17 protein-coding genes and 2 pseudogenes are annotated in these 18,189 nt (G+C 61.9%); 9 read left to right on the top strand and 10 right to left on the bottom strand.

The features are described 5' to 3' along the window. Nucleotides 1-342 precede the first annotated feature (342 nt). Nucleotides 343-714, top strand: coding sequence for a YciI family protein (locus AB4Y42_RS18110; protein ID WP_368694901.1), 372 nt, complete (start codon nucleotides 343-345; stop codon nucleotides 712-714). After that, on the top strand, nucleotides 711-1,979 hold the full coding sequence (locus AB4Y42_RS18105) for an RNA polymerase sigma factor (protein WP_368687826.1): 1,269 nt from the start codon (nucleotides 711-713) through the stop codon (nucleotides 1,977-1,979). Before AB4Y42_RS18110 ends, AB4Y42_RS18105 begins: the two co-directional genes overlap by 4 nt. 321 nt (nucleotides 1,980-2,300) lie before the next feature. Here AB4Y42_RS18105 and AB4Y42_RS18100 read toward each other — a convergent pair. After that, a pseudogene (locus AB4Y42_RS18100) lies at nucleotides 2,301-2,807 on the bottom strand (LysR family transcriptional regulator); the annotation flags it as partial. On the opposite strand from AB4Y42_RS18100, the pseudogene AB4Y42_RS18095 reads away from it, so the two are divergent. Both AB4Y42_RS18095 and AB4Y42_RS18090 read left to right on the top strand, forming a co-directional pair. Then, nucleotides 2,771-2,935 (top strand): annotated as a pseudogene (locus tag AB4Y42_RS18095) (SDR family oxidoreductase); the annotation flags it as partial. The pseudogenes AB4Y42_RS18100 and AB4Y42_RS18095 sit on opposite strands and share 37 nt — an antisense overlap. 431 nt (nucleotides 2,936-3,366) lie before the next feature. Further along, nucleotides 3,367-4,827 (top strand): esterase-like activity of phytase family protein, encoded by a 1,461-nt coding sequence (locus tag AB4Y42_RS18090; RefSeq protein ID WP_368694900.1) that lies wholly within the window; start codon nucleotides 3,367-3,369, stop codon nucleotides 4,825-4,827. Nucleotides 4,828-5,339: 512 nt separating this feature from the next. On the opposite strand, the gene AB4Y42_RS18085 is transcribed toward AB4Y42_RS18090, so the two are convergent. Together AB4Y42_RS18085 and AB4Y42_RS18080 are read right to left on the bottom strand one after the other, a co-directional pair. After that, on the bottom strand, nucleotides 5,340-5,807 hold the full coding sequence (locus AB4Y42_RS18085) for a hypothetical protein (protein WP_368694899.1): 468 nt from the start codon (nucleotides 5,805-5,807) through the stop codon (nucleotides 5,340-5,342). 201 nt (nucleotides 5,808-6,008) lie between these two features. Continuing rightward, entirely contained in the window at nucleotides 6,009-6,809 is an 801-nt protein-coding gene (locus AB4Y42_RS18080; RefSeq protein ID WP_368694898.1) for a LuxR C-terminal-related transcriptional regulator, read from the bottom strand. 162 nt (nucleotides 6,810-6,971) lie between these two features. On the opposite strand from AB4Y42_RS18080, the gene AB4Y42_RS18075 reads away from it, so the two are divergent. Then, nucleotides 6,972-7,355 carry an ATP-dependent protease gene (locus AB4Y42_RS18075; RefSeq protein WP_368687830.1) on the top strand — a complete coding sequence of 128 codons (384 nt, stop codon included), beginning with the start codon at nucleotides 6,972-6,974 and terminating at the stop codon, nucleotides 7,353-7,355. A gap of 198 nt (nucleotides 7,356-7,553) precedes the next feature. Here AB4Y42_RS18075 and AB4Y42_RS18070 read toward each other — a convergent pair whose 3' ends face one another. Further along, nucleotides 7,554-7,760, bottom strand: a complete 207-nt coding sequence (locus tag AB4Y42_RS18070) for a hypothetical protein (RefSeq protein WP_028204535.1) — start codon at nucleotides 7,758-7,760, stop codon at nucleotides 7,554-7,556. Nucleotides 7,761-8,203: 443 nt separating this feature from the next. Here AB4Y42_RS18070 and AB4Y42_RS18065 point away from each other — a divergent pair, with 443 nt between their 5' ends. The 4 genes from AB4Y42_RS18065 (at nucleotide 8,204) to AB4Y42_RS18050 (ending at nucleotide 13,120) form a co-directional block, all read left to right on the top strand. Further along, nucleotides 8,204-8,968, top strand: a complete 765-nt coding sequence (locus tag AB4Y42_RS18065; protein WP_368687831.1) for a class I SAM-dependent methyltransferase — start codon at nucleotides 8,204-8,206, stop codon at nucleotides 8,966-8,968. 365 nt (nucleotides 8,969-9,333) lie between these two features. After that, nucleotides 9,334-9,954, top strand: coding sequence for a carbonic anhydrase (locus tag AB4Y42_RS18060; protein ID WP_368687832.1), 621 nt, complete (start codon nucleotides 9,334-9,336; stop codon nucleotides 9,952-9,954). A 113-nt stretch (nucleotides 9,955-10,067) separates the two neighbouring features. Continuing rightward, nucleotides 10,068-11,597, top strand: a complete 1,530-nt coding sequence (locus AB4Y42_RS18055; RefSeq protein WP_368694897.1) for a SulP family inorganic anion transporter — start codon at nucleotides 10,068-10,070, stop codon at nucleotides 11,595-11,597. A gap of 356 nt (nucleotides 11,598-11,953) precedes the next feature. Continuing rightward, entirely contained in the window at nucleotides 11,954-13,120 is a 1,167-nt protein-coding gene (locus AB4Y42_RS18050; RefSeq protein ID WP_368687834.1) for a porin, read from the top strand. Nucleotides 13,121-13,229: 109 nt separating this feature from the next. Here AB4Y42_RS18050 and AB4Y42_RS18045 read toward each other — a convergent pair whose 3' ends face one another. The 6 genes from AB4Y42_RS18045 to AB4Y42_RS18020 all read right to left on the bottom strand — a co-directional run bounded on the left by AB4Y42_RS18045 (nucleotide 13,230) and on the right by AB4Y42_RS18020 (nucleotide 18,106). Next, nucleotides 13,230-13,967: a BON domain-containing protein gene (locus tag AB4Y42_RS18045; RefSeq protein ID WP_368687835.1), complete on the bottom strand. Its 738-nt coding sequence runs from the start codon at nucleotides 13,965-13,967 to the stop codon at nucleotides 13,230-13,232. A 134-nt stretch (nucleotides 13,968-14,101) separates the two neighbouring features. Continuing rightward, on the bottom strand, nucleotides 14,102-15,601 hold the full coding sequence (gene glnA / locus AB4Y42_RS18040) for a type I glutamate--ammonia ligase (protein ID WP_368694896.1): 1,500 nt from the start codon (nucleotides 15,599-15,601) through the stop codon (nucleotides 14,102-14,104). A 19-nt stretch (nucleotides 15,602-15,620) separates the two neighbouring features. After that, nucleotides 15,621-15,824: a hypothetical protein gene (locus tag AB4Y42_RS18035; protein ID WP_342921622.1), complete on the bottom strand. Its 204-nt coding sequence runs from the start codon at nucleotides 15,822-15,824 to the stop codon at nucleotides 15,621-15,623. A gap of 62 nt (nucleotides 15,825-15,886) precedes the next feature. Then, complete coding sequence (locus AB4Y42_RS18030) at nucleotides 15,887-16,861, bottom strand: cysteine synthase A (protein ID WP_368694895.1); 975 nt, start codon at nucleotides 16,859-16,861, stop codon at nucleotides 15,887-15,889. Between the two features lie 162 nt (nucleotides 16,862-17,023). Continuing rightward, nucleotides 17,024-17,368, bottom strand: coding sequence for a hypothetical protein (locus tag AB4Y42_RS18025; RefSeq protein ID WP_368694894.1), 345 nt, complete (start codon nucleotides 17,366-17,368; stop codon nucleotides 17,024-17,026). Beyond that, nucleotides 17,369-18,106: an alpha/beta hydrolase gene (locus tag AB4Y42_RS18020; protein WP_368688084.1), complete on the bottom strand. Its 738-nt coding sequence runs from the start codon at nucleotides 18,104-18,106 to the stop codon at nucleotides 17,369-17,371. It abuts the gene before it with no gap. Nucleotides 18,107-18,189: the final 83 nt, after the last annotated feature.

Genomic DNA, 18,189 nt, shown 5'->3' with positions numbered 1-18,189 from the left:
ATTCCCGCCAATCGCTCGATCTGGTCACGGCATGACGCATCGAGTGATCACCTGGCGTTCTCCGGGAGGATGTTCCTGCAGATACGTTTGGGAAGCGCCGTTCATGCGCGTGCGCCGCACCTTCTCCCGTTCCCAGCGCACGGTGTCGCCGAACGTCGCTGCGTGTATTCGGAACTGACAGGCCGTTAGTTGCGTTGATTCATCGCTCCCTTCCTGCTGCCGCTTGACATCTGCCCTCCGCGATTTTTTTGATGCGCCTTGTCCGTCAGCATGCCATGCGAGCGTCATTATGATGGCGGCACGATGTAATTCATCCGCCTCAACCCCATGACGGAGGCTCAAATGGAATACCTATTGATGATCTATTCGGCAGAAAACGGCTGGAACCAGATGACCGACAGCGAGCGACAGCAAGGTGTCGCCGCCTATCACGCGTACACCGAATCGCTCCAGAAAGCAGGAGCGCTGATGGGTGCCAACCGGCTGCAGCACACGAATACGGCCACGACCGTGCGGCTGGTCGACGGCAAGCCGCAGGTGCTCGACGGACCGTACTCCGATTCGAAGGAGCAGCTCGCGGGCTACTACCTGATCGACGTACCCAACCTGGACGCGGCAATGACGTGGGCGTCGCGATGTCCAGGCGCGGCACACGGCATCATGGAAGTGCGCCCGGTCTGGAGCGCTCCGTACGATGCGCCATCTGCTACATGAGCCAGTCCGGCGGCGGCCGTCACGCTGACGCCGCCGCACATTCCATTGCCGAGGCAGTCGCGCGCCGCAGTTATGGCAAGCTCGTCGCGCTGTTGGCGATGCGCACGCGCGACGTCGCCGCGGCCGAGGACGCACTCGCCGACGCGTTTGCGGCGGCGCTCACGGACTGGCCGGAGCACGGTTGCCCCGCGAGCCCCGAAGCCTGGCTGATGACAGTTGCGCGCCGCCGGGCAATAGATGGCGCACGCCATCGCCATGTCGGCGACGCAGTGGTGAACCAGCTCGCGATCCTCGCGGACGAAATCGACGAATCTGAACCCGGGGCGTTGCCCGACCGGCGGCTCGCGCTGCTCTTCGCGTGCACTCACCCTGCACTCGAGGCCGCGATTCGCACGCCGCTGATGCTGCAGGTAGTGCTGGGCCTGGAAGCGAAGACGATTGCATCCGCGTTTCTGATGTCTCCCGCCGCCATGAGCAAGCGCCTCGTGCGTGCGAAGACCAAGATCCGCGAAGCGGGCATTCCGTTCAGCGTGCCCGAGCGTGAGGAACTGCCTGGCCGGCTCGACTCAGTGCTTGAAGCTGTCTATGCAGCGTATGCGGAAGGTTGGACGGACCCGGTCGGCGGTGATACCGAACGGCGCGATCTAGCCGACGAGGCGCTGTATCTTGCACAATTGCTCGTCGAACTGCTGCCCGAGGAACCGGAGACGCTGGGTCTGCTTGCGCTGATGCTGTTTGCGCAGGCGCGGCGAGATGCCCGACGCGATGCGGCTGGCGATTACGTGCCGCTGTCGGCTCAGGACCCGGCAACATGGAACGCACCGATGATCGATGCAGCCAACGCGCTGCTGCGGCGCGCGAACGCGTTAAATTCAATCGGTCGCTTTCAACTCGAGGCCGCGCTGCAGTCGGCGCATGTGCATCGCTGCCGATCGCATTGCCCGAACTGGGACGAGATCGTGCAACTCTACGATGGGCTGCTCGCCATTGCAGCTTCGCCCGTGATCGCGGTAAACCGCGCACTCGCACTGGCGGAACGCGACGGCCCACAGGCGGCGCTCGACGCGCTCGCGCCATATGCGGGCGATCCGCGGCTGACTGACTACCAGCCATACTGGGCCGCACGCGCCAATCTGCTCGCGCGTGCGGGCGCTACGACCGAAGCGCTTGACGCGTACGAACTTGCGATTGGCCTCGAGCGCGATCCGGCCGTGCGCCGGTTCCTGCAGCGCAAGAAACTGGAACTTGCATCGGCGAGCAGCTAGGGACGCGTGGCGATGCGAACCTCCGCAATGGAACGCTGCAGCCGCCGCACGGCCCCTGGTCACCGACCGTCCGCTATGGCCGAAATCCTGTCGTCGCGCAACGGTACCGAATGACCTGGCCTCTCGGCGGATTCAACCGGTCATTGCGACACCTCCACTGCTCACGCAGATTCCAGGTGTTGCATCGACCGGTTGAATCCGCCACGCATCCTTCGTCGTTGCTGCGACGCCGGATTGAAATGCTGCATTGAGGCGGTATGACGTATTCGCCGCGCGGTCGGTATATCGCTACATGCGCAATTGCAATGATCCATGCACTCACGGGCGATCCGCGAGTTCGCGCGGATGCGCAGGCCGTCCTTCGCGCTTCAAATAATCCGGCGACGCCACGACATACTGCGTCACCGCGCATAACCGCCGCGCAACCAGCGACGAATCCGGCAGCGCGGCGATGCGCAACGCTGCATCGAAGCCGTCGGCAACGATATCGATGGTCGCATCCGAGAGATGCAGGTCGATCGACACGTCGGGGTACATGCGGAAGAAACCCGGCAGCAGCGGCGCCACCCAGCGCAGGCCAAACGACATCGGCACGGCCAGGCGCACCAGTCCGCGCGGCTGCACCGACATTTCGCGCGCCGCGCTCTCGGCTTCCTCGGCCTGCCGGTAGATCTCGCTCGCCTTCTCGCAGATCGTCCGACCGAATTCCGTCAACGCCATCTGGCGCGAGGTGCGGTTGAAGAGCCGCGCGCCCAGGCGGTCCTCGAGCCGCGCAACGCCGCGCGACACCCGCGCAGCAACAAGGCCTCGCCGATTACCTCGCCGCACAGATTCCGCTGGCGCGACTCGGCGAGCCCGAGGAAATTGCAAGCGCAGCGCTCTTCCTCGCCTCGGACGATTCAAGCTTTGTGAATGGCGCCGAACTGTTCGTGGACGGCGGTCAGCAGCAGATCTGAGCGTGGGGTTTGGTTGTGGGCGCATCGAGCAGTCGAAACGCCCAACGCGCCGATGAATCCCGCCCATACGGATGCTGCGCGTCGCGTCGTATCCGAAGCGCAGCCGGTCGTCTGGGGTGAACGCCTGTTCGCACTACCAACGATGACCGGTTGAGCGAAACCGCAGCTATTGCGACAAGTATCAAAGGCGTTCGTTTTCTCGTACAACATTAACGAACGAAAACGAACCTCCCCCCAGCTCCCGGCCATGACTCGGTCGCCCGATCAAACAGCACCGTGCACAAGCGTCACGCGTTCGTCATCAACAAACCTGACAATCTGCAAGCTTGACCACGAGAGAAGGCCCGCACCGCCATGCGCATGGTGACGGGCACGAGAATGACTGCGGGGATCGTCCTTCGAGAATGACCAACAACGAACGGAGATCGACCATGCTGCAGATACACCGTCTAATGACTTCAGGGATCGTTGCTTTCGCATTGACCAATTACGCACACGGCGCGGTTGACTTGATCGCGAACGGCCAGTTGAGCGGAACGATCGGCGACCGCGCCACCCAAACCGCCGCCCCGCTCGAAAACGGCGTGGCGGGCAACCTGCTCGGCGGCCTCGGTTCGGGCATCGCCTATGCTGGTTGCGAAACGTTTCTCGCCCTGCCCGACCGCGGGCCCAACGCCGTCTCGTACAACGCCGCGGTAGACGACACCGTCTCCTACATCAACCGCTTCCAGACCTTGCGCCTGCGCCTGCGACCTGCAGCCAATGGCGCTGCGCTTCCCTACACGCTCACGCCCGAACTGCGCGCGACCACCCTCCTGCATACCGACGACGCCCTCGTCTACGGCAGTGGCGCTGCGCAAGGCCTGCCCAACGGCGCGCCCGCGCTCAACGCCCGCGAGCACACGCGTTACTTCACAGGCCGCTCGGATAACTTCGTGGCTACGCACCTGTCGACCTGGCCGCTCGACGCGCGCCTCGACCCCGAGAGCATCCGCGTGAGCAACGACGGCGCGAGCGTCTACATCTCCGATGAATACGGCCCGTACATCTATCGCTTCGACCGCCGCACCGGCCGCCGGATCGATGTCATCAAGGTGCCCGATTCGTTCGCCGTGTCCACGTTGAGTCCCGTCGGCAATACGGAAATCAGCGCGAACACCTCGGGCCGCGTCGCGAACAAGGGCATGGAAGGCCTCGCCATCTCGCCGGACGGCAAGACGCTCTTCGGCGCGATGCAGAGCCCCTTGCTGCAGGACGGCGGAACCAGCGGCGCCTATACGCGCATCCTGCGCATCGACCTTCGTACGGGCAAGTCGCAGCAGTTTGCCTATCCGCTCAGCAACATCGGCACCGCTGCGAAGCCGAAATATCCGACCATCAGCGACGTGCTCGCCGTCAACGATCACCAGCTGCTGATGGACGAACGTGACGGCAATGGCCTCGGCGACGACTCGACGGCCTCGTTCAAGAAAGTCTTTCTCGTCGATCTCGACCATGCGCAGGACGTGAGCCAGGCGAGCGGCGAGGCGGGGCTGGCACCCTATGCGCTGACCAAGACGCTGTTCCTCGACGTGGTCTCGGTGCTGACCTCGCACGGCTATGCGACGGCCGATATTCCGGCGAAGCTGGAAGGTCTCGCGTTCGGCGAAGACGTGACCGTGAGCGGCCAGCGCAAGCACACTCTCGTGATCGCCAACGACAACGATTTTCTCGGCACGATTACCGACACCCATCACCCGAATGGCATCGCGAATCCGAACCAGTTCTTCGTGTTCGCGTTTTCGTCGGCTGACTTGCCGGGATTCACGCCGCAGGATCTGCATACACACGCCTGTAACTTCGACCGCGACGACCATCACGGCGACAACGACGACCAGGGCCGCGGCCACTGAAACACCGCCCGCGCGCCCCCACGGCGGGCGGGTAGCGCACACCTCGCCGTAAAGAAAAAGGACCCATGGCTTTTTACCGTGGGTCCTTGCGTTTTTTCCGCGCTTCGCTTGACTGTCAGTCCTTTCGGCTCACGCCTGGCGGGAACAAGACATTGCGCCCCAACGACGTCGCGCTACCCGTGTTGGAGTGAGCAATACAGGTCCGGGAGGCAAAGCGCAATGTCCAGGGACGGTAGAGGCGCCCCCGTATCCGACGGCGCATGCAAAGGGAAGAAGCGTGGGAACGGTGTGGCGCCTGGATGGGGCGCGTCCGCGGAGCCGCCAGGCTCGAACTCGGCCTCGTCTGGAGCTGCAACGCATTCTTGACTCCCTGCTGCCACAATCGCCGCGAATACACAGCAGGCTAAAGCTATTGTGCTGCGGACCTGGAATCTCATGTCCTGTCTCCCCATCCGGTTGTGTCGTTATCCTCATCAATGGAGGAGCCCGAAATCGCTTTCATCCTTAGCCTGTCACGTGGGTCGATCGTCAATGACGAACCATCGGAGCGTGCGAGCCGGTTGGTCAGGCACGGCAATCTGCGTGGGAAGGCTGCTGATCACGCCCTTCACCTCGGCGACAAACGCGTCACCGTTCATCGACGCGAGCGCGACGGTTTTCAGGCCGCACTGCGCCGCCGTGTTCAAACGCGAATGAACGACGGTGAGCCACCAATCCGTCATCGTGTAGCCCGTGTCGAGCCTTTCGATGCACGTCCGATAGTTCGAGGCGACAAACTTCCCCGCGTCACCGGAGGCCGCCACCACCGCCCATGCCTTCTCGTAACCCCCGCCGGCCCGTCCCGGAGCGTCCCCCTCCATCGGCAGCGTTTGCAGCCCATAGAGGTTGGCCACTGCGACACCTGCAATTGCAACGAGTCCAGCGAGAGACACGGGATGACGCTGCGCTGCCTGACGGCCCGTTTTCAGTACAGAAATCATGACGATCCCCTCCCTTCGACGACACGGTCTGGTCCATGGATCTGCGGTGGTTATGGTCACCCTGCAATGCAATAGCGGCCTGTATCTTCCAGGACATCGTAGATTATTCGCTGACGCCCGAACATAACCTGAACAGGTGACACGCGCGAGCCGCGCCCAGCCCGGCATCGTTGCCGGCAAAGCCGCAGCGCCTGCAGTTCGCTATCGCAACTTGCCGAGCCACAGCGCGGTGAGCGTTGAGCGGCTCTGGACGTTGAATTTGGTGTAGATCGACTTCACGTGGACATGCGTCGTATTCGGACTTTGGTCGAGCTTCTGCGCGATCTGTTTTTCCGTGAGTCCGTCGAGCAGCCCAAGCAGCACCCTTCGTTCGGCCGACGTCAGGGGAGCGTCGGCGATGAGCAGGCCGTGGCTGAGCAGTTGCTGCCGGCAGTACCATCTCAGCCCGTGCATCACGAAAGCCAAAACTTCGAGATCCAGCGCAGAAAAGCGGGAGGCCTGCGGATCGCGAAACACAAAGAGGTGAATCCGCACATCGTCGTTGAGCGAGCATCGCACCTGGATGCTGTCGCCGTGACCGACTTCGAGGTAGTGGCGGCGATAGTGCTCGCCTTCAAACCATTCGGCGGGCATCGCCTCGAAGAGCAGGTTGGCGCGGAACGGCTCGTCCCCCGACGCGGCCACGACATGTGACGCGTCGACGTTGCCGGACCAGAGCGTGTCGAACTGCTCCTGCACGGAAGCGACCACCGCGGGTACCGGATGCAGGAGCCGAACCAGACGTGGACGCCAGCCGAACAAAGGATCGTTTGGCGCGGGCGAAGGCAATCGCACAACCACGGCCCACAGCGCATTCTGTGCCGAGACCATCGCACAGAGCGTGGTTAGCAAGTGGGTCAGCGCGGCATCGCCTTCGCCTGCGGAGAACTCGGCCAGCCGATCCCAGAGTGCAAAGACGCCATCGTGGAGCGGTGGATTGGCGGAATCCGCGAATGGATGCATGTCGTCCCCAGCAAGAATGGGCAGATCACCGATCTTCGGTGATCCTGGCCTCCCCTGACAAGGGCCTTCGCACGGTAAACCTGTCGTTGGGTGCGGCCTTTGTTTTCCGAACGGTGCATGCGGCCCGTGCGATGATGTGCCACGAACAACATGAGATATGAAATGAAAACGACATTCGACGAGCCGACAACGGCGGCGATCGCCGCGTTTGCCGAACTGGATTTCTACACGGCTGTGCAGGCAATGCGCGCCGAGGCCGACTACGACCGCGAACTGGACCAGTGGATCTCGCGCTACATCGACGAGCACGGTGGCGGCGCGGACGATGCGGCATACGACGCCTTGCACGCGCAGGCCCAGGCAACCCCGGAATACGCGCAGTTCGTCGACGCCGTTCGCAGGGAAGTCCTGGAGTACTTCGGCGTGGCCGACAATCAACTGGACTGGGTGGTCCTGCTGCGCAGCGACGACAGCGATGAGCTTTGGGCGGAGGTCAACCGGCGGCGAGGCGTGCTGGGAACCGGCGAAGTGCGCGGAGATCTCTGATCATCGCTTGCCATCGGGGTTTCAAGTCGTGCCGGGTGCGGGGCGAGCGTCAGGCCAGTCACGTGTTGCGCCCGGTGCTGGAGGTTTCTTTTTTCAGGCAGCGAATTCGTTTCATAGGACCAGTTACATATCGACGCCGCAACGCGTGCGATTTGAAACAGGAAAGCGCTTCCAGGTTTACCGTTGCTTCCTGTTTTTCTAGTATTCGTTAATTAATCGCGCCAACGACTCGGCCTCTCGGGCAACGGCTTCGTCCGCAGATACGCCATCACCTATCCATAGCTGAACGGTGTCTGCGAACGCTGTTTTTGCCGCGCCGCACAACTGCGCGATGCGAATTCTATAAACACCGTCGAAGCTGAACACTTCCAGCCGCCCTTCATACTCTCGCGCATAGAATTTCATCGCCAGCTCCTTGTGTCGCCGCCGAACGTTTCTTCACTGCTCCAGGTATCGCCGCCGCGCCAGGCGTGCTGCCTACCTCTGGTACGCGCACGACCACAAACCGCGTTCACCCATCATGCGCTCAATCGGCCAGCGGTCGCAACGGTCGTCGCGATACGCCAGCAACGGCCTATGGTCAACATCGCTTCCTGGATATTTGCGCGTCGAATCGACAGCGATATATAGACCTTCGCAAACCAGCTCGATCTGCTTTCTATTCACGGTTTCCGAACGTCGACCTTGCCACTATTGATATTTTCCGCAAGCACAGTGAAATAAATAAATATCACTGACGTTTCCGCGCATGTGGCCTATTGTTGAGATCGTGATTTAAAACCCCTCCTCCAGAAAAGTTTGCCGACATCTTCGGCGCCAACACTTTAATCCGCAATTCCGAGGCCGAAATGAGCGATATTACGATTTCATATCATTACGTTGATTGCAAGCGAAGATTCGAACACTACGACGCCAATCGATCATTTTTTCAGGAATACTATGCCACTCGCCTCGCCGCGGAGCCCGGAATATCCTGCCATGTACTCGACATCGGATGCGGTCACGGCACCAATCCAACCATCAGCAGGATCGAGCATATCCTTGGGGAAGTCGATGGCGTCGACCCCTTCCCCGTTGTTCAGCCCCATCCATTGATCAGGAAGCGGTGGACCTGTGCGATGGAGGAGATCCCCGTGCCATCGAACACGTACGACCTGGCCTATTCCTATAACGTTGTTGAACATGTCGTCAACGAGACTTCGTTTCTCGCCAAAACGATCGAGGTGCTCAAACCCGGCGGCGTGTATTGGTCTATGTCGCCTAACGCGAGGCACCCTTTCACTGTCATCGTGCGGATCATGCAGGCACTTGGGATAAAGTATCTCTACCGTCGGTCAATCGCCCCTCAGGCAAACGATTATCCCGCCTATTACCGGCTTTGCAACGCTGCGAAAGTGCTAAAAGCCATCGAAAAGCTCGATCTTCCAGTATCGAAAATCGACTTCTTTCTGATCCCAAACGTCCAATGGGATACGTTTTTTCCGCGTCGACTTCGCTTCATTGCCCACTTGATAGACCGCGCCGTTGTTCTTAACGCGCCCTCGATGTCAAACATTTTCATGTTTCGCGTGGAGAAAATGGATGCCGGGCCGCGCGAAGTGGGGTCGATATGACCCGCTCCTGTTCCATGACTTCTACGATTCAGCAGCGTGTCCAGAAACGTTACGCTGACCCGCTCGGGCATGATCAAGTTTCCGCAGTAGGCGATTCTTCATCGGCAAGCGTAGCGAGCGCGAGGCGCTAGGATGACGTGAGTTGCGCCTCCGTCTGAGCGGACTGCCGAACTTTCGGCGCGCCGCAACGAGCCTGATCTCGACGGTTGCGTTTCTACCGTTTACCGACGAGCGTTGCGGGGCCGTTTATTTATATTCGCCGCGCATGGTTCCGATTTATTTTTCGAAAGCGACAGGCTGATTTCTGTTAGAAAGGTATACGTAAGAATTGAGTGAAGCCGCCACCTTCAATGGAGCCTCGACCCATGAATCTTCCGAAACGTATGCTCGTTGCCAATGTCGCCTGGGCGCAGGAAATCGCCCGGCGCGATCCGCAATTCTTCAGCACGCTTGCCACAGGGCAAAAGCCCCAGGTGCTCTGGATCGGCTGCTCCGACAGCCGCGTACCCGCCGAAAGCGTCACGCACTGCGCGCCCGGAGATTTGTTCGTTCACCGCAATATCGCGAACCTTTTCCATCCCGACGACGACAACAACATGAGCGTGCTCGAATACGCGGTGCATGTGCTGCGGGTCGTGCACATCATCGTTTGCGGGCACTACGGATGCGGCGGCGTACGCGCCTCGCTGCTGCCGCCCGCCGACGCCCTGCCCCACGTGAACCGTCGCATCAAGCCGCTTTGCGCGCTCGCGCAAACGCACCGCTCGACGCTGGCGCGCCTGCCATTGGAAGAGGCGCGCGTCAACCGCCTTGCCGAACTGAACGTGATCGAACAGGTGCGCCTGCTGCGCGAGCATCCCCTCGTGCGCAACGCCGCAACTGTACCGCTCGTGCACGGGTGGATCTTTTCGCTCAACGACGGCCAACTGCGCGAACTCGCGTCGGGCTACGAAGTTGAAACAGCGAAGGCCACCGTCGCGGCCTGAGCAAATCCATTCTGCATTGTGCAGCCCACGCACGCTTGAGACGCAGGCCTCAAGTCGCGCGTCAGGACCGCCGCCATCGAATCCTCTACCTTGCTTTTCTACCCGCATCCATCATGACTTCGAGAGCTTCCCTGTCCGCGCTCGCGCGTGACCTCGCCGCCGGCACCGTCGTCTTTCTCGTCGCACTGCCGCTATGCCTCGGCATTGCAAGGGCTTCCGGCGCGGAGCCGTTGGCCGGGCTCGTTTCCGGCATTGTCGGCGGCATCGTCGTCGCCGCGCTCAGCGGCTCGCGCCTGAGCGTGAGCGGCCCCGCCACCGGGCTCGTCGTGATCGTCGTGGATGGCATCGCGCGCCTCGGCAGTTTCTCTGCATTCCTGATTGCCGTGCTGCTGTCGGGTGTGCTGCAGTTCGGTTTCGGCATGCTCAAAGCCGGTCGCCTCGCCTCGTATGTGCCCACCCCCGTCATCAAGGGCATGCTCGCCGCAATCGGCCTGCTGCTGGTCATCAAGCAGGTTCCGCTCGCACTCGGACTGACCTCGGGCAACGGGACCGGGTCTCTGACCCACGCGCTTGAGTCGATCTCACCCGTCGTATGCGCGGTCACCGCGATCTCGCTCGCCATTCTTGCGGGTTGGGAAACGCGCGCATTGCGACGCTTCGCGCTTGTCCGGCTCGTGCCCGCACCGCTCGTCGTCGTGCTGGCGGGCGTGAGCGCGACGCTGGTCTGTGGCTCGCCCGGCACGGCGTTCGCATTGCCTGTCGAACAACGCGTGGCACTGCCTGCCATCGAATCGTTCGCGGCTCTGGGCAACGCCCTGCAGTTCGGCGAGTTCGAGCTGAGCTTCGCCCGCCTGGTCGACCCGGAAATCTGGATCGTCGCCCTGACGCTCGCCGTCGTGGCCAGTCTCGAGACGCTGCTGAGCCTCGAAGCCGTCGAGCAGATCGACCCGCAGCGGCGCGCCGCGCCGCCCAACCGCGAACTCAAGGCGCAAGGGGTCGGCAATATCGTCGCCGGCGCCATCGGCGGCCTGCCCATCACTTCGGTCATCGTGCGCAGCTCGGCAAACGTGCACGCCGGCGCGCAAAGCCGGCTCTCCGCGATCGTGCACGGCGTGCTGCTGCTCGTCAGCGTGTTTGCGCTCACCGACGCGATCAACATGATTCCGCTCGCGAGTCTTGCGGCCATCCTCATTCACACCGGCATCAAGCTCGCCAAACCTTCCTTGTTCATCGCGCTCGCGAAACAGGGCGCGGCACCGTTCGCGCCATTCATCGTTACGATCGCCAGCGTGCTCGCCACGGACCTGCTCACCGGAATCATGCTCGGCGTGCTGTGCAGCGCGGGGCTCGCGCTGTGGGCGAATCTGCAGCGGCCGATCGCGCTCGCGCGGCACGACGATCATTTCCTGGTTTCCTTTCGCAAGGATGTGTCATTCCTCGGCAAGGTGCCGCTCAAGCAGATGCTCGCTCACATCCCGGATCGCGCGACGGTGATCGTCGACACCTCGCGCGCCGACTACATCGATCACGACGTGCGTGAACTGCTCGATCGTTTCATCGCCGATGCGCCGCTGCGGTCGATCGCGGTGGAGGTACGGCATGCGGCCGCCGTGCTACCGCCGGCAACTCGCGCAGGCGCCTGAGCGCTCGCCCGGTCACCCTCTACCAGAGGCGCCACCCGATCGCGCCGCAAGGCGTCAAGCGCTGGCCGATGCGAAACGCGCGAGTCGGCTGCCGGGCCATGAAGCGCCAGCCACAGAAGGGTCCGGCCGGCCTTCAAACGTCGGCGGCCGACGGGAACGGCCACCCATCCGCCCTTGCCGACCTGGCACGGAATAGTCCATCGATCCCCCGCCGGACAAGACATTGCGCCTTTTTGTTACGTTTTTGCGACAGTCTATTTTTTTTCATTTCTTGAGTTTGCAGGAGGTGCCGTATCCTCCGGCGCGCAGTAACAGATAAATCAATCCAAAAGATACTCAGGGACACTGAATTACAGATGAAGAACAGCACCATCAAGGCAACGGTTATCGCTGTTGCCGCTTTCGCCGCATCCTCGGCAGCAATGGCACAGTCGTCGGTCACCCTGTACGGCATGCTGGACGCAGGTATCAGCTACACCTCGAACGTCAATGGCCACTCGCTGGTCGCCCTCGTTGGCGGTGCCTCTGGTTCGAACAAGTGGGGCCTCCAGGGTCAGGAAGACCTCGGCGGCGGCCTCAAGGCGGTCTTCAAGCTCGAAAATGGTTTCAACATTGCCAACGGCGGCATCGGCGGCCAGGGCCCCATTGGCTCCTCGCGTTCGCTGTTCAACCGCCAGGCCTACGTAGGCCTCACGTCGGACCAGTACGGTACCCTGCGTATGGGTCGCCAGATCGACGCCGTGACGGAAATGGTTCAAGGCCTGACGGGCGACGCCGTTTCGGCGTCGACATTCTCGACCCCGGGCGACGTGGACAACAACGACAACACGACGAACCAGAACAACGCCGTCAAGTACATTACGCCGATTTTCCACGGCTTCCAGGCTGAAGGCGCGTACTCGTTCGGCGGCGTTGCCGGTGCGATGGGTTCGGGTCAATCGTGGTCGGTGGCTGCAGACTACGCTCAAGGTGGTCTGACGGTCGCTGGCGGCTACTTCCATGCCGCAAACCAGGGTGAGAACGGCTGGCAGAACGCAACGGCGCAACCGTCGTTCGGTGGTGCGCTGGGCTATCCGAGTTCGGGTTACTACGGTGGCAATGCGTTCAAGAGCGCGGGCATCGCTCAAATCGCCGGCCAATACCAGTTCGGTCCGTACACGGCCGGCCTGCGCTACTCGAACGCTCAATATGAAGGCAACGACGGCCAGGAATCGATCCACTTCAACGTAGTGGGTGCCCTTCTGCAGTACCAGGCAACCCCGGCGCTGTCGCTGGCTGCTGGATACACGTACGTCTACGGCTCGGCAGCCACGCCTGCACAAGCCGCTGAGGGCCGCACGATGGCTTCGATCAACCAGGCGTCGCTGGGTGCTACGTACGCGCTGTCGAAGCTCACCTCGGTATACGTGATGGGTGCCTACGTTCACGCGCAGGGCGCTCAGGCTTCGGCTGCTGACTTCGGCAACACGGCATCGGGCGGCAACCAGGTTCAAGCCAACATCGGCATGTACCACCGGTTCTAATAGCAGGTTCAGAAGCCCGGGGGAATGGATGCATTACCCCGGGCCAGGAAAAGCCGCGCTAGTAAATTGCACCCCAAATATTGGACATTGATCCAATGCCCCAACACGATCAGGCGCGCACCTCGATCCGGTTGACCACACCTCCCACGGTGTCCAGACACCACGCATCCATCTCTGCCTGGCGCCTCTCCGCTTCGGTCGCTACGCACCCCGCGAGCGTAATCCGCTTGCCCTGCACGTCGATTGTGATTTGTTCAGCGTGAACGCGCGGATCGGATTCGAGCACGAGAGCGAGGGCCTCGTGAATCTCTTCGTCGCCGTCCGCTTCGGCCGGCACCAATTCCAGCAGATTCGCCACGTCCCGGCACCCGCCGACCCACCACGCGATCACACTTGCGAGCCGTCGATGCGACAGGCTCATTACCTGGCCCGTCAACGTCACGACGCCACCTTCAACGGTCACTTCCACAACGCCGCCGCCCTCCTCGCCGGCCTGGTCCATGGTGCCACGCAGCATTTCGAGCTGGTCTTTCACGCGCGCGCATATCACGCAGTTGCGGAACTCCACCGTCTGCAGAATCCGTTCGCAGATTCGCGTGCGCAACTCGCCGTCGCCAATCTGCGGCATAGCGCTGACGCGCAACTGGTCAATGAGCGCTTCGCCGTCGCTGTAAGTCCGGGTCAGCTGAATCAACCGCTTCTTGGACGCAACGTCCGGCACTTCGCCTGCAACCGTCAAGGCACCGCTCTCGCGGCTGATATGAATGGGGGAATTGTGGAGTTTCAGGTGCGATTCGTGTTCGAACGCCGCCATTACGTGCTTGAGGATCGCATCAGGGCGTTGCATGATCTGCCTCGCGCAAAGGGGGACGAAGCAGCAATCTCCCTGCCCCGCAGTCTAAAACGTGTCACGCGAGGCGGGCGCTGCCCAGTTCATTATAGTTATTGCGCCCCTCCTTCCCCTCAGCGTTGCACGGGTGATCAGACGTCGAAGTACAAATAAAACTCCCACGGATGCGGGCGCAGCCTGATCGCGTCGATCTCACGCTTGCGCTTGTACTCCAGCCACGTGTCGATGACATCTTCAGTGAAGACATCGCCTCTGCGCAGAAACTCGTTGTCGGCCTCGAGCGCATTCAGCGATTCGTCGAGAGAACCCGGCACCTGACGGACGTCCTTCGCTTTCTCGGGCGGCAGGTCGTAAATATTGACGTCAAGCGGATCGCCCGGATCTGTCCTGTTTTCGATGCCGTCGAGCCCGGCCATCAGCATTGCTGAGAAGGCGAGGTACGCATTGGCCGACGGATCGGGACACCGGAACTCGACGCGCCGCGCGTTCGGCGAATCGGAGTACATCGGAATGCGCGCGGCCGCCGAGCGGTTGCGTTGCGACATCGCCAGATTCACCGGCGCTTCATATCCGGGCACGAGACGCTTGTAGGAGTTCGTGGTCGGCGCGCAGAAAGCCATCAGCGCTGGCGCATGCTTCAGCAGGCCGCCGATATACCATCGACACATGTCAGACGTGAGCGCCCAGCCATGCGCATCGTAGAACAGATTCTCGTCGTCCTTCCACAGGCTTTGGTGGCAGTGCATGCCGCTCGCGTTGTCGGCGAAGAGCGGCTTCGGCATAAACGTCGCTACCTTGCCGTGCTGGCGCGCGACGTTCTTGCAGATGTACTTATAGATCATGACGTTGTCGGCCATCCGCGTAAGCGTGGAAAACCGCATGTCGATTTCGTTCTGTCCCGCTGTCGCCACCTCGTGGTGATGCACTTCCACCTGCACGCCGGCCTGCTGAAGCAACAACACGATCGTCGAGCGGATATCCTGCAGGGTATCGTGCGGCGGCGCCGGAAAATACCCTTCCTTGAAGCGAGGCTTGTAACCGAGGTTGCCGCCGCCATACGCTCCTTCGTCACGGCCCGAATTCCAGTCCCCTTCGGCAGATTCGACATAGAAGTAGCCGCTATGGGCATCCTGGCCAAAGCGGATCGAATCGAATATGAAGAACTCGAGCTCGGGCCCGAAGTAGCATGTCGTCGCAATGCCGGTCTGCTTCAAGTAGGCCTCGGCCTTCTTCGCGATGTAGCGCGGGTCGCGCGAGTACGGCTGATGCAGTACGGGATCGATCACGTCGCAGATCATCGAGAGTGTGGGCGTTTCACTCACAGGATCGATGAACGTGGTCGTGGGATCCGGCTTGAGAAGCATGTCGGATTCCTGAATTTCCTGAAATCCGCGAATCGACGAACCGTCGAAGCCTATCCCGTTGGCAAAGAGGTCTTCGTGCACCTCGGGCAGCGTGATGGAAAAATGCTGCCAGAGACCGGGCAGATCCGTGAATTTGAGGTCGACGATCTGAATCCTGTGTTCGCGCAGTAGTTCGATCACCTGTTGCGGGCTATCCGGACGCGCGACACGATAACTGCCGGCGTCGACGGTTACGTCGAACGCCGGTGCACCTCGTGGACTGGCCATGGGGACTCTCCCTGCGCAGCTACTGATCGTGTGCGAGCGCTTCGAGACGGGCGTAGCCTGCGTCTTTCGCCGCGCGCTCCGTGGCGAAGGGTTCTTCGGCGACGAGCGAGCGCCGCACTTCGCGCGCATCGAAGTCGACGAGCGAGATAACCCACACCCAGCCGCCGATCTGTTCGGCCGTCTGCACGAATGCGCGCACGTTGCCTTTGTCCTTGGTGTTCATTTGACCTCCTCAAGAGATAAACCCAAAAGGGAACATGGGTGACGCCAGGCGTGAGGGGCTGCCTACGCCGGGACCAGGCCCCTTTGCTTCAGCCAGTCCAGATTGAAAAGGCGGGAGCGGTACAACTCGCCGCCGTCGCACAGCAGTGTGACGATCGTATGCCCCGGCCCCATCTCCCGGGCAAGCCTGACGGCAGCCGCGACGTTGATGCCTGTCGAACCGCCGACATAGAGCCCTTCTTCGCGCAACAAGCGGTAGACCATGGTGACGCATGACTGGTCATCGACCTGGTAAGCGTCATCGATCGGCGTGCCTTCGAGGTTCGCAGTCAGGCGGCTGGAGCCGATCCCTTCGGTAATCGAGTTGCCTTCCGCGTGAATCTCGCCCGTCTTCACGTAGCTGTATAAACCGCTGCCGTACGGGTCGGCGAGCACGATCCACGCATCGCGGTTCTTCTCCTTCAGGAAGCGGGCCACCCCGGCGAGAGTGCCGCCGGTCCCGGTGGCGCTGACGAACGCATCGACCGTGCCAGCGGTATCGCGCCAGATTTCAGGGCCGGTTGTTTCGTAGTGAGCCTTGCGATTGGCAAGATTGTCGAACTGGTTCGCCCAGATCGCATCGCCCAGTTCCTGCGCGAGCCTTCCCGCGATCTTCTGGTAGTTGTTCGGGTCCTTGTATGGGGCGGCCGGTACCGGGTGAACTTCCGCACCCAGGACGCGCAACAGTTCCATTTTCGCGGGAGACTGCGTCTCGGGAATAACGATGACGCAGCGATAACCGCGAGCCGCGCAAATATGGGCAAGGCCAATGCCGGTATTGCCCGCAGTGCCCTCCACCACCGTGCCGCCGGGCCGGAGTTCGCCGCGCTGCTCGGCGTCCTGAATAATGGAAAGCGCGGCCCGGTCCTTCACCGAACCACCCGGGTTCATGAATTCGGCCTTGCCGAGAATCTCGCAGCCGGTTTCGTCGCTGAGCCGCGCGAGCCTGATGAGCGGCGTGTCGCCTACGCACCCGACAAAACCCGTCCGAACATGCATACCTCCCCCCGTAATCGCAGGCCTGGCAACAGGCCACTCTCACACTGGAAGGATAGGCAAAGATCCGGCGCACTTCCCGAGGTTTGATCCGCAGTCGGCGAAGGTGACAGGGAAGTGGATACGCCATCTGCAAAAAGCTTGCCAATGATTCGGGCGCGCCGATCACCGCCCGGACAGTAGCCGAAGGATTTTCTGCACGATGCGTTCGTGCAACTCGAGCGCCTCACCGAGCGTGCTTGCGCCAAAGCTCTCGTTGTCTTTTCGCGCTTCCATTCCGGCGATGCGCGTCACGAAGAGCACGGGCTCGCCAGCCCGTGCGTCAGCCACACCGCGAAATCGCGTCGTGACCGTCACGCCCGACGCTTCGAGCAGCGTGCGGCGAAAGATCAATTCGTTCTCGGCCATCCAGCGCGACCACTCGCTGCGGTCGCACATCTCAACAGGCCTGTTCTTCGCATCGAGGATGTAGAAGCGTTCGCACTGGGGCGGGACCGGGCGGGATCTCATCTATTCTGATCCGGAGGGTGTGAGCAGAAAGTCGATCGCCTCCCGCCACCAGCTAGCGTCGACGTGGCCAGGCCAGTCGTTATGCTCGGCCGCCTGCACGATCCACAGTTGCTTCGGACCGGGCAGCGCGTCGTAGAGCGCTTCGCCCAGGCGTGGCGGTACGATGCTGTCGCGTTCGGCAACCACCACGAGAACCGGGCGGCCGAAGCCGGCCAGGTGGGCCACGCTGTCGTATCGGTCATGCATCAGCCACTTCACGGGCGCCCATGGGTAGTGAAAAGCGGCGACGTTCAGGAGCGTATCCCACGGTGTGATGAGCATCAGGCCGGCGATCTTGTCGCGTTCGCGCGCGCCGGCGGCGGCGACCACGCCTGCCCCGAGCGATTCCCCGATGACCAGCACAGGCGCGCCGTAAAGGCGATGCGCAAGCTCGATGGTCTCTCGCGCATCGGCGACCAGGCGTTGTTCATCGGGCGTGCCCTCGCGTGGCCCATAGCCCGGATATTCGGCGAGGATCGTGCGCAGTCCCAGCCGGTTGAGCGCGGCGGCGTAGAAGGCGCGGTGTCCTGCGTGCCCCGCGTTGCCGTGAAAAACAATGGCGGTGCCGCTCGCGGTTCCGGGCGGTTCGGCGGCGAGCCCCCGCAACGCCTCCATCGTCGGCCAGGCCGCGAGTCGATCGGAAACGACGTCCTCGATTACAGCCCTTTCGGGAAAGTAGAGAAAACGTTCCTGCAACATGGCGAAGCCTGTCAAAAGGGTTCGGCGCGCGAAGGCGCGCCTCAGCACGATTCCCGTGAACGATGCGCCGGTCAGGGTCTGGC

This window comes from Paraburkholderia sp. EG286B, from assembly GCF_040965655.1.
GTDB lineage: Bacteria > Pseudomonadota > Gammaproteobacteria > Burkholderiales > Burkholderiaceae > Paraburkholderia.
The sequence above is the reverse complement of the archived record's forward strand: the minus strand, read 5'-3'. Positions and strand labels throughout refer to the sequence as shown.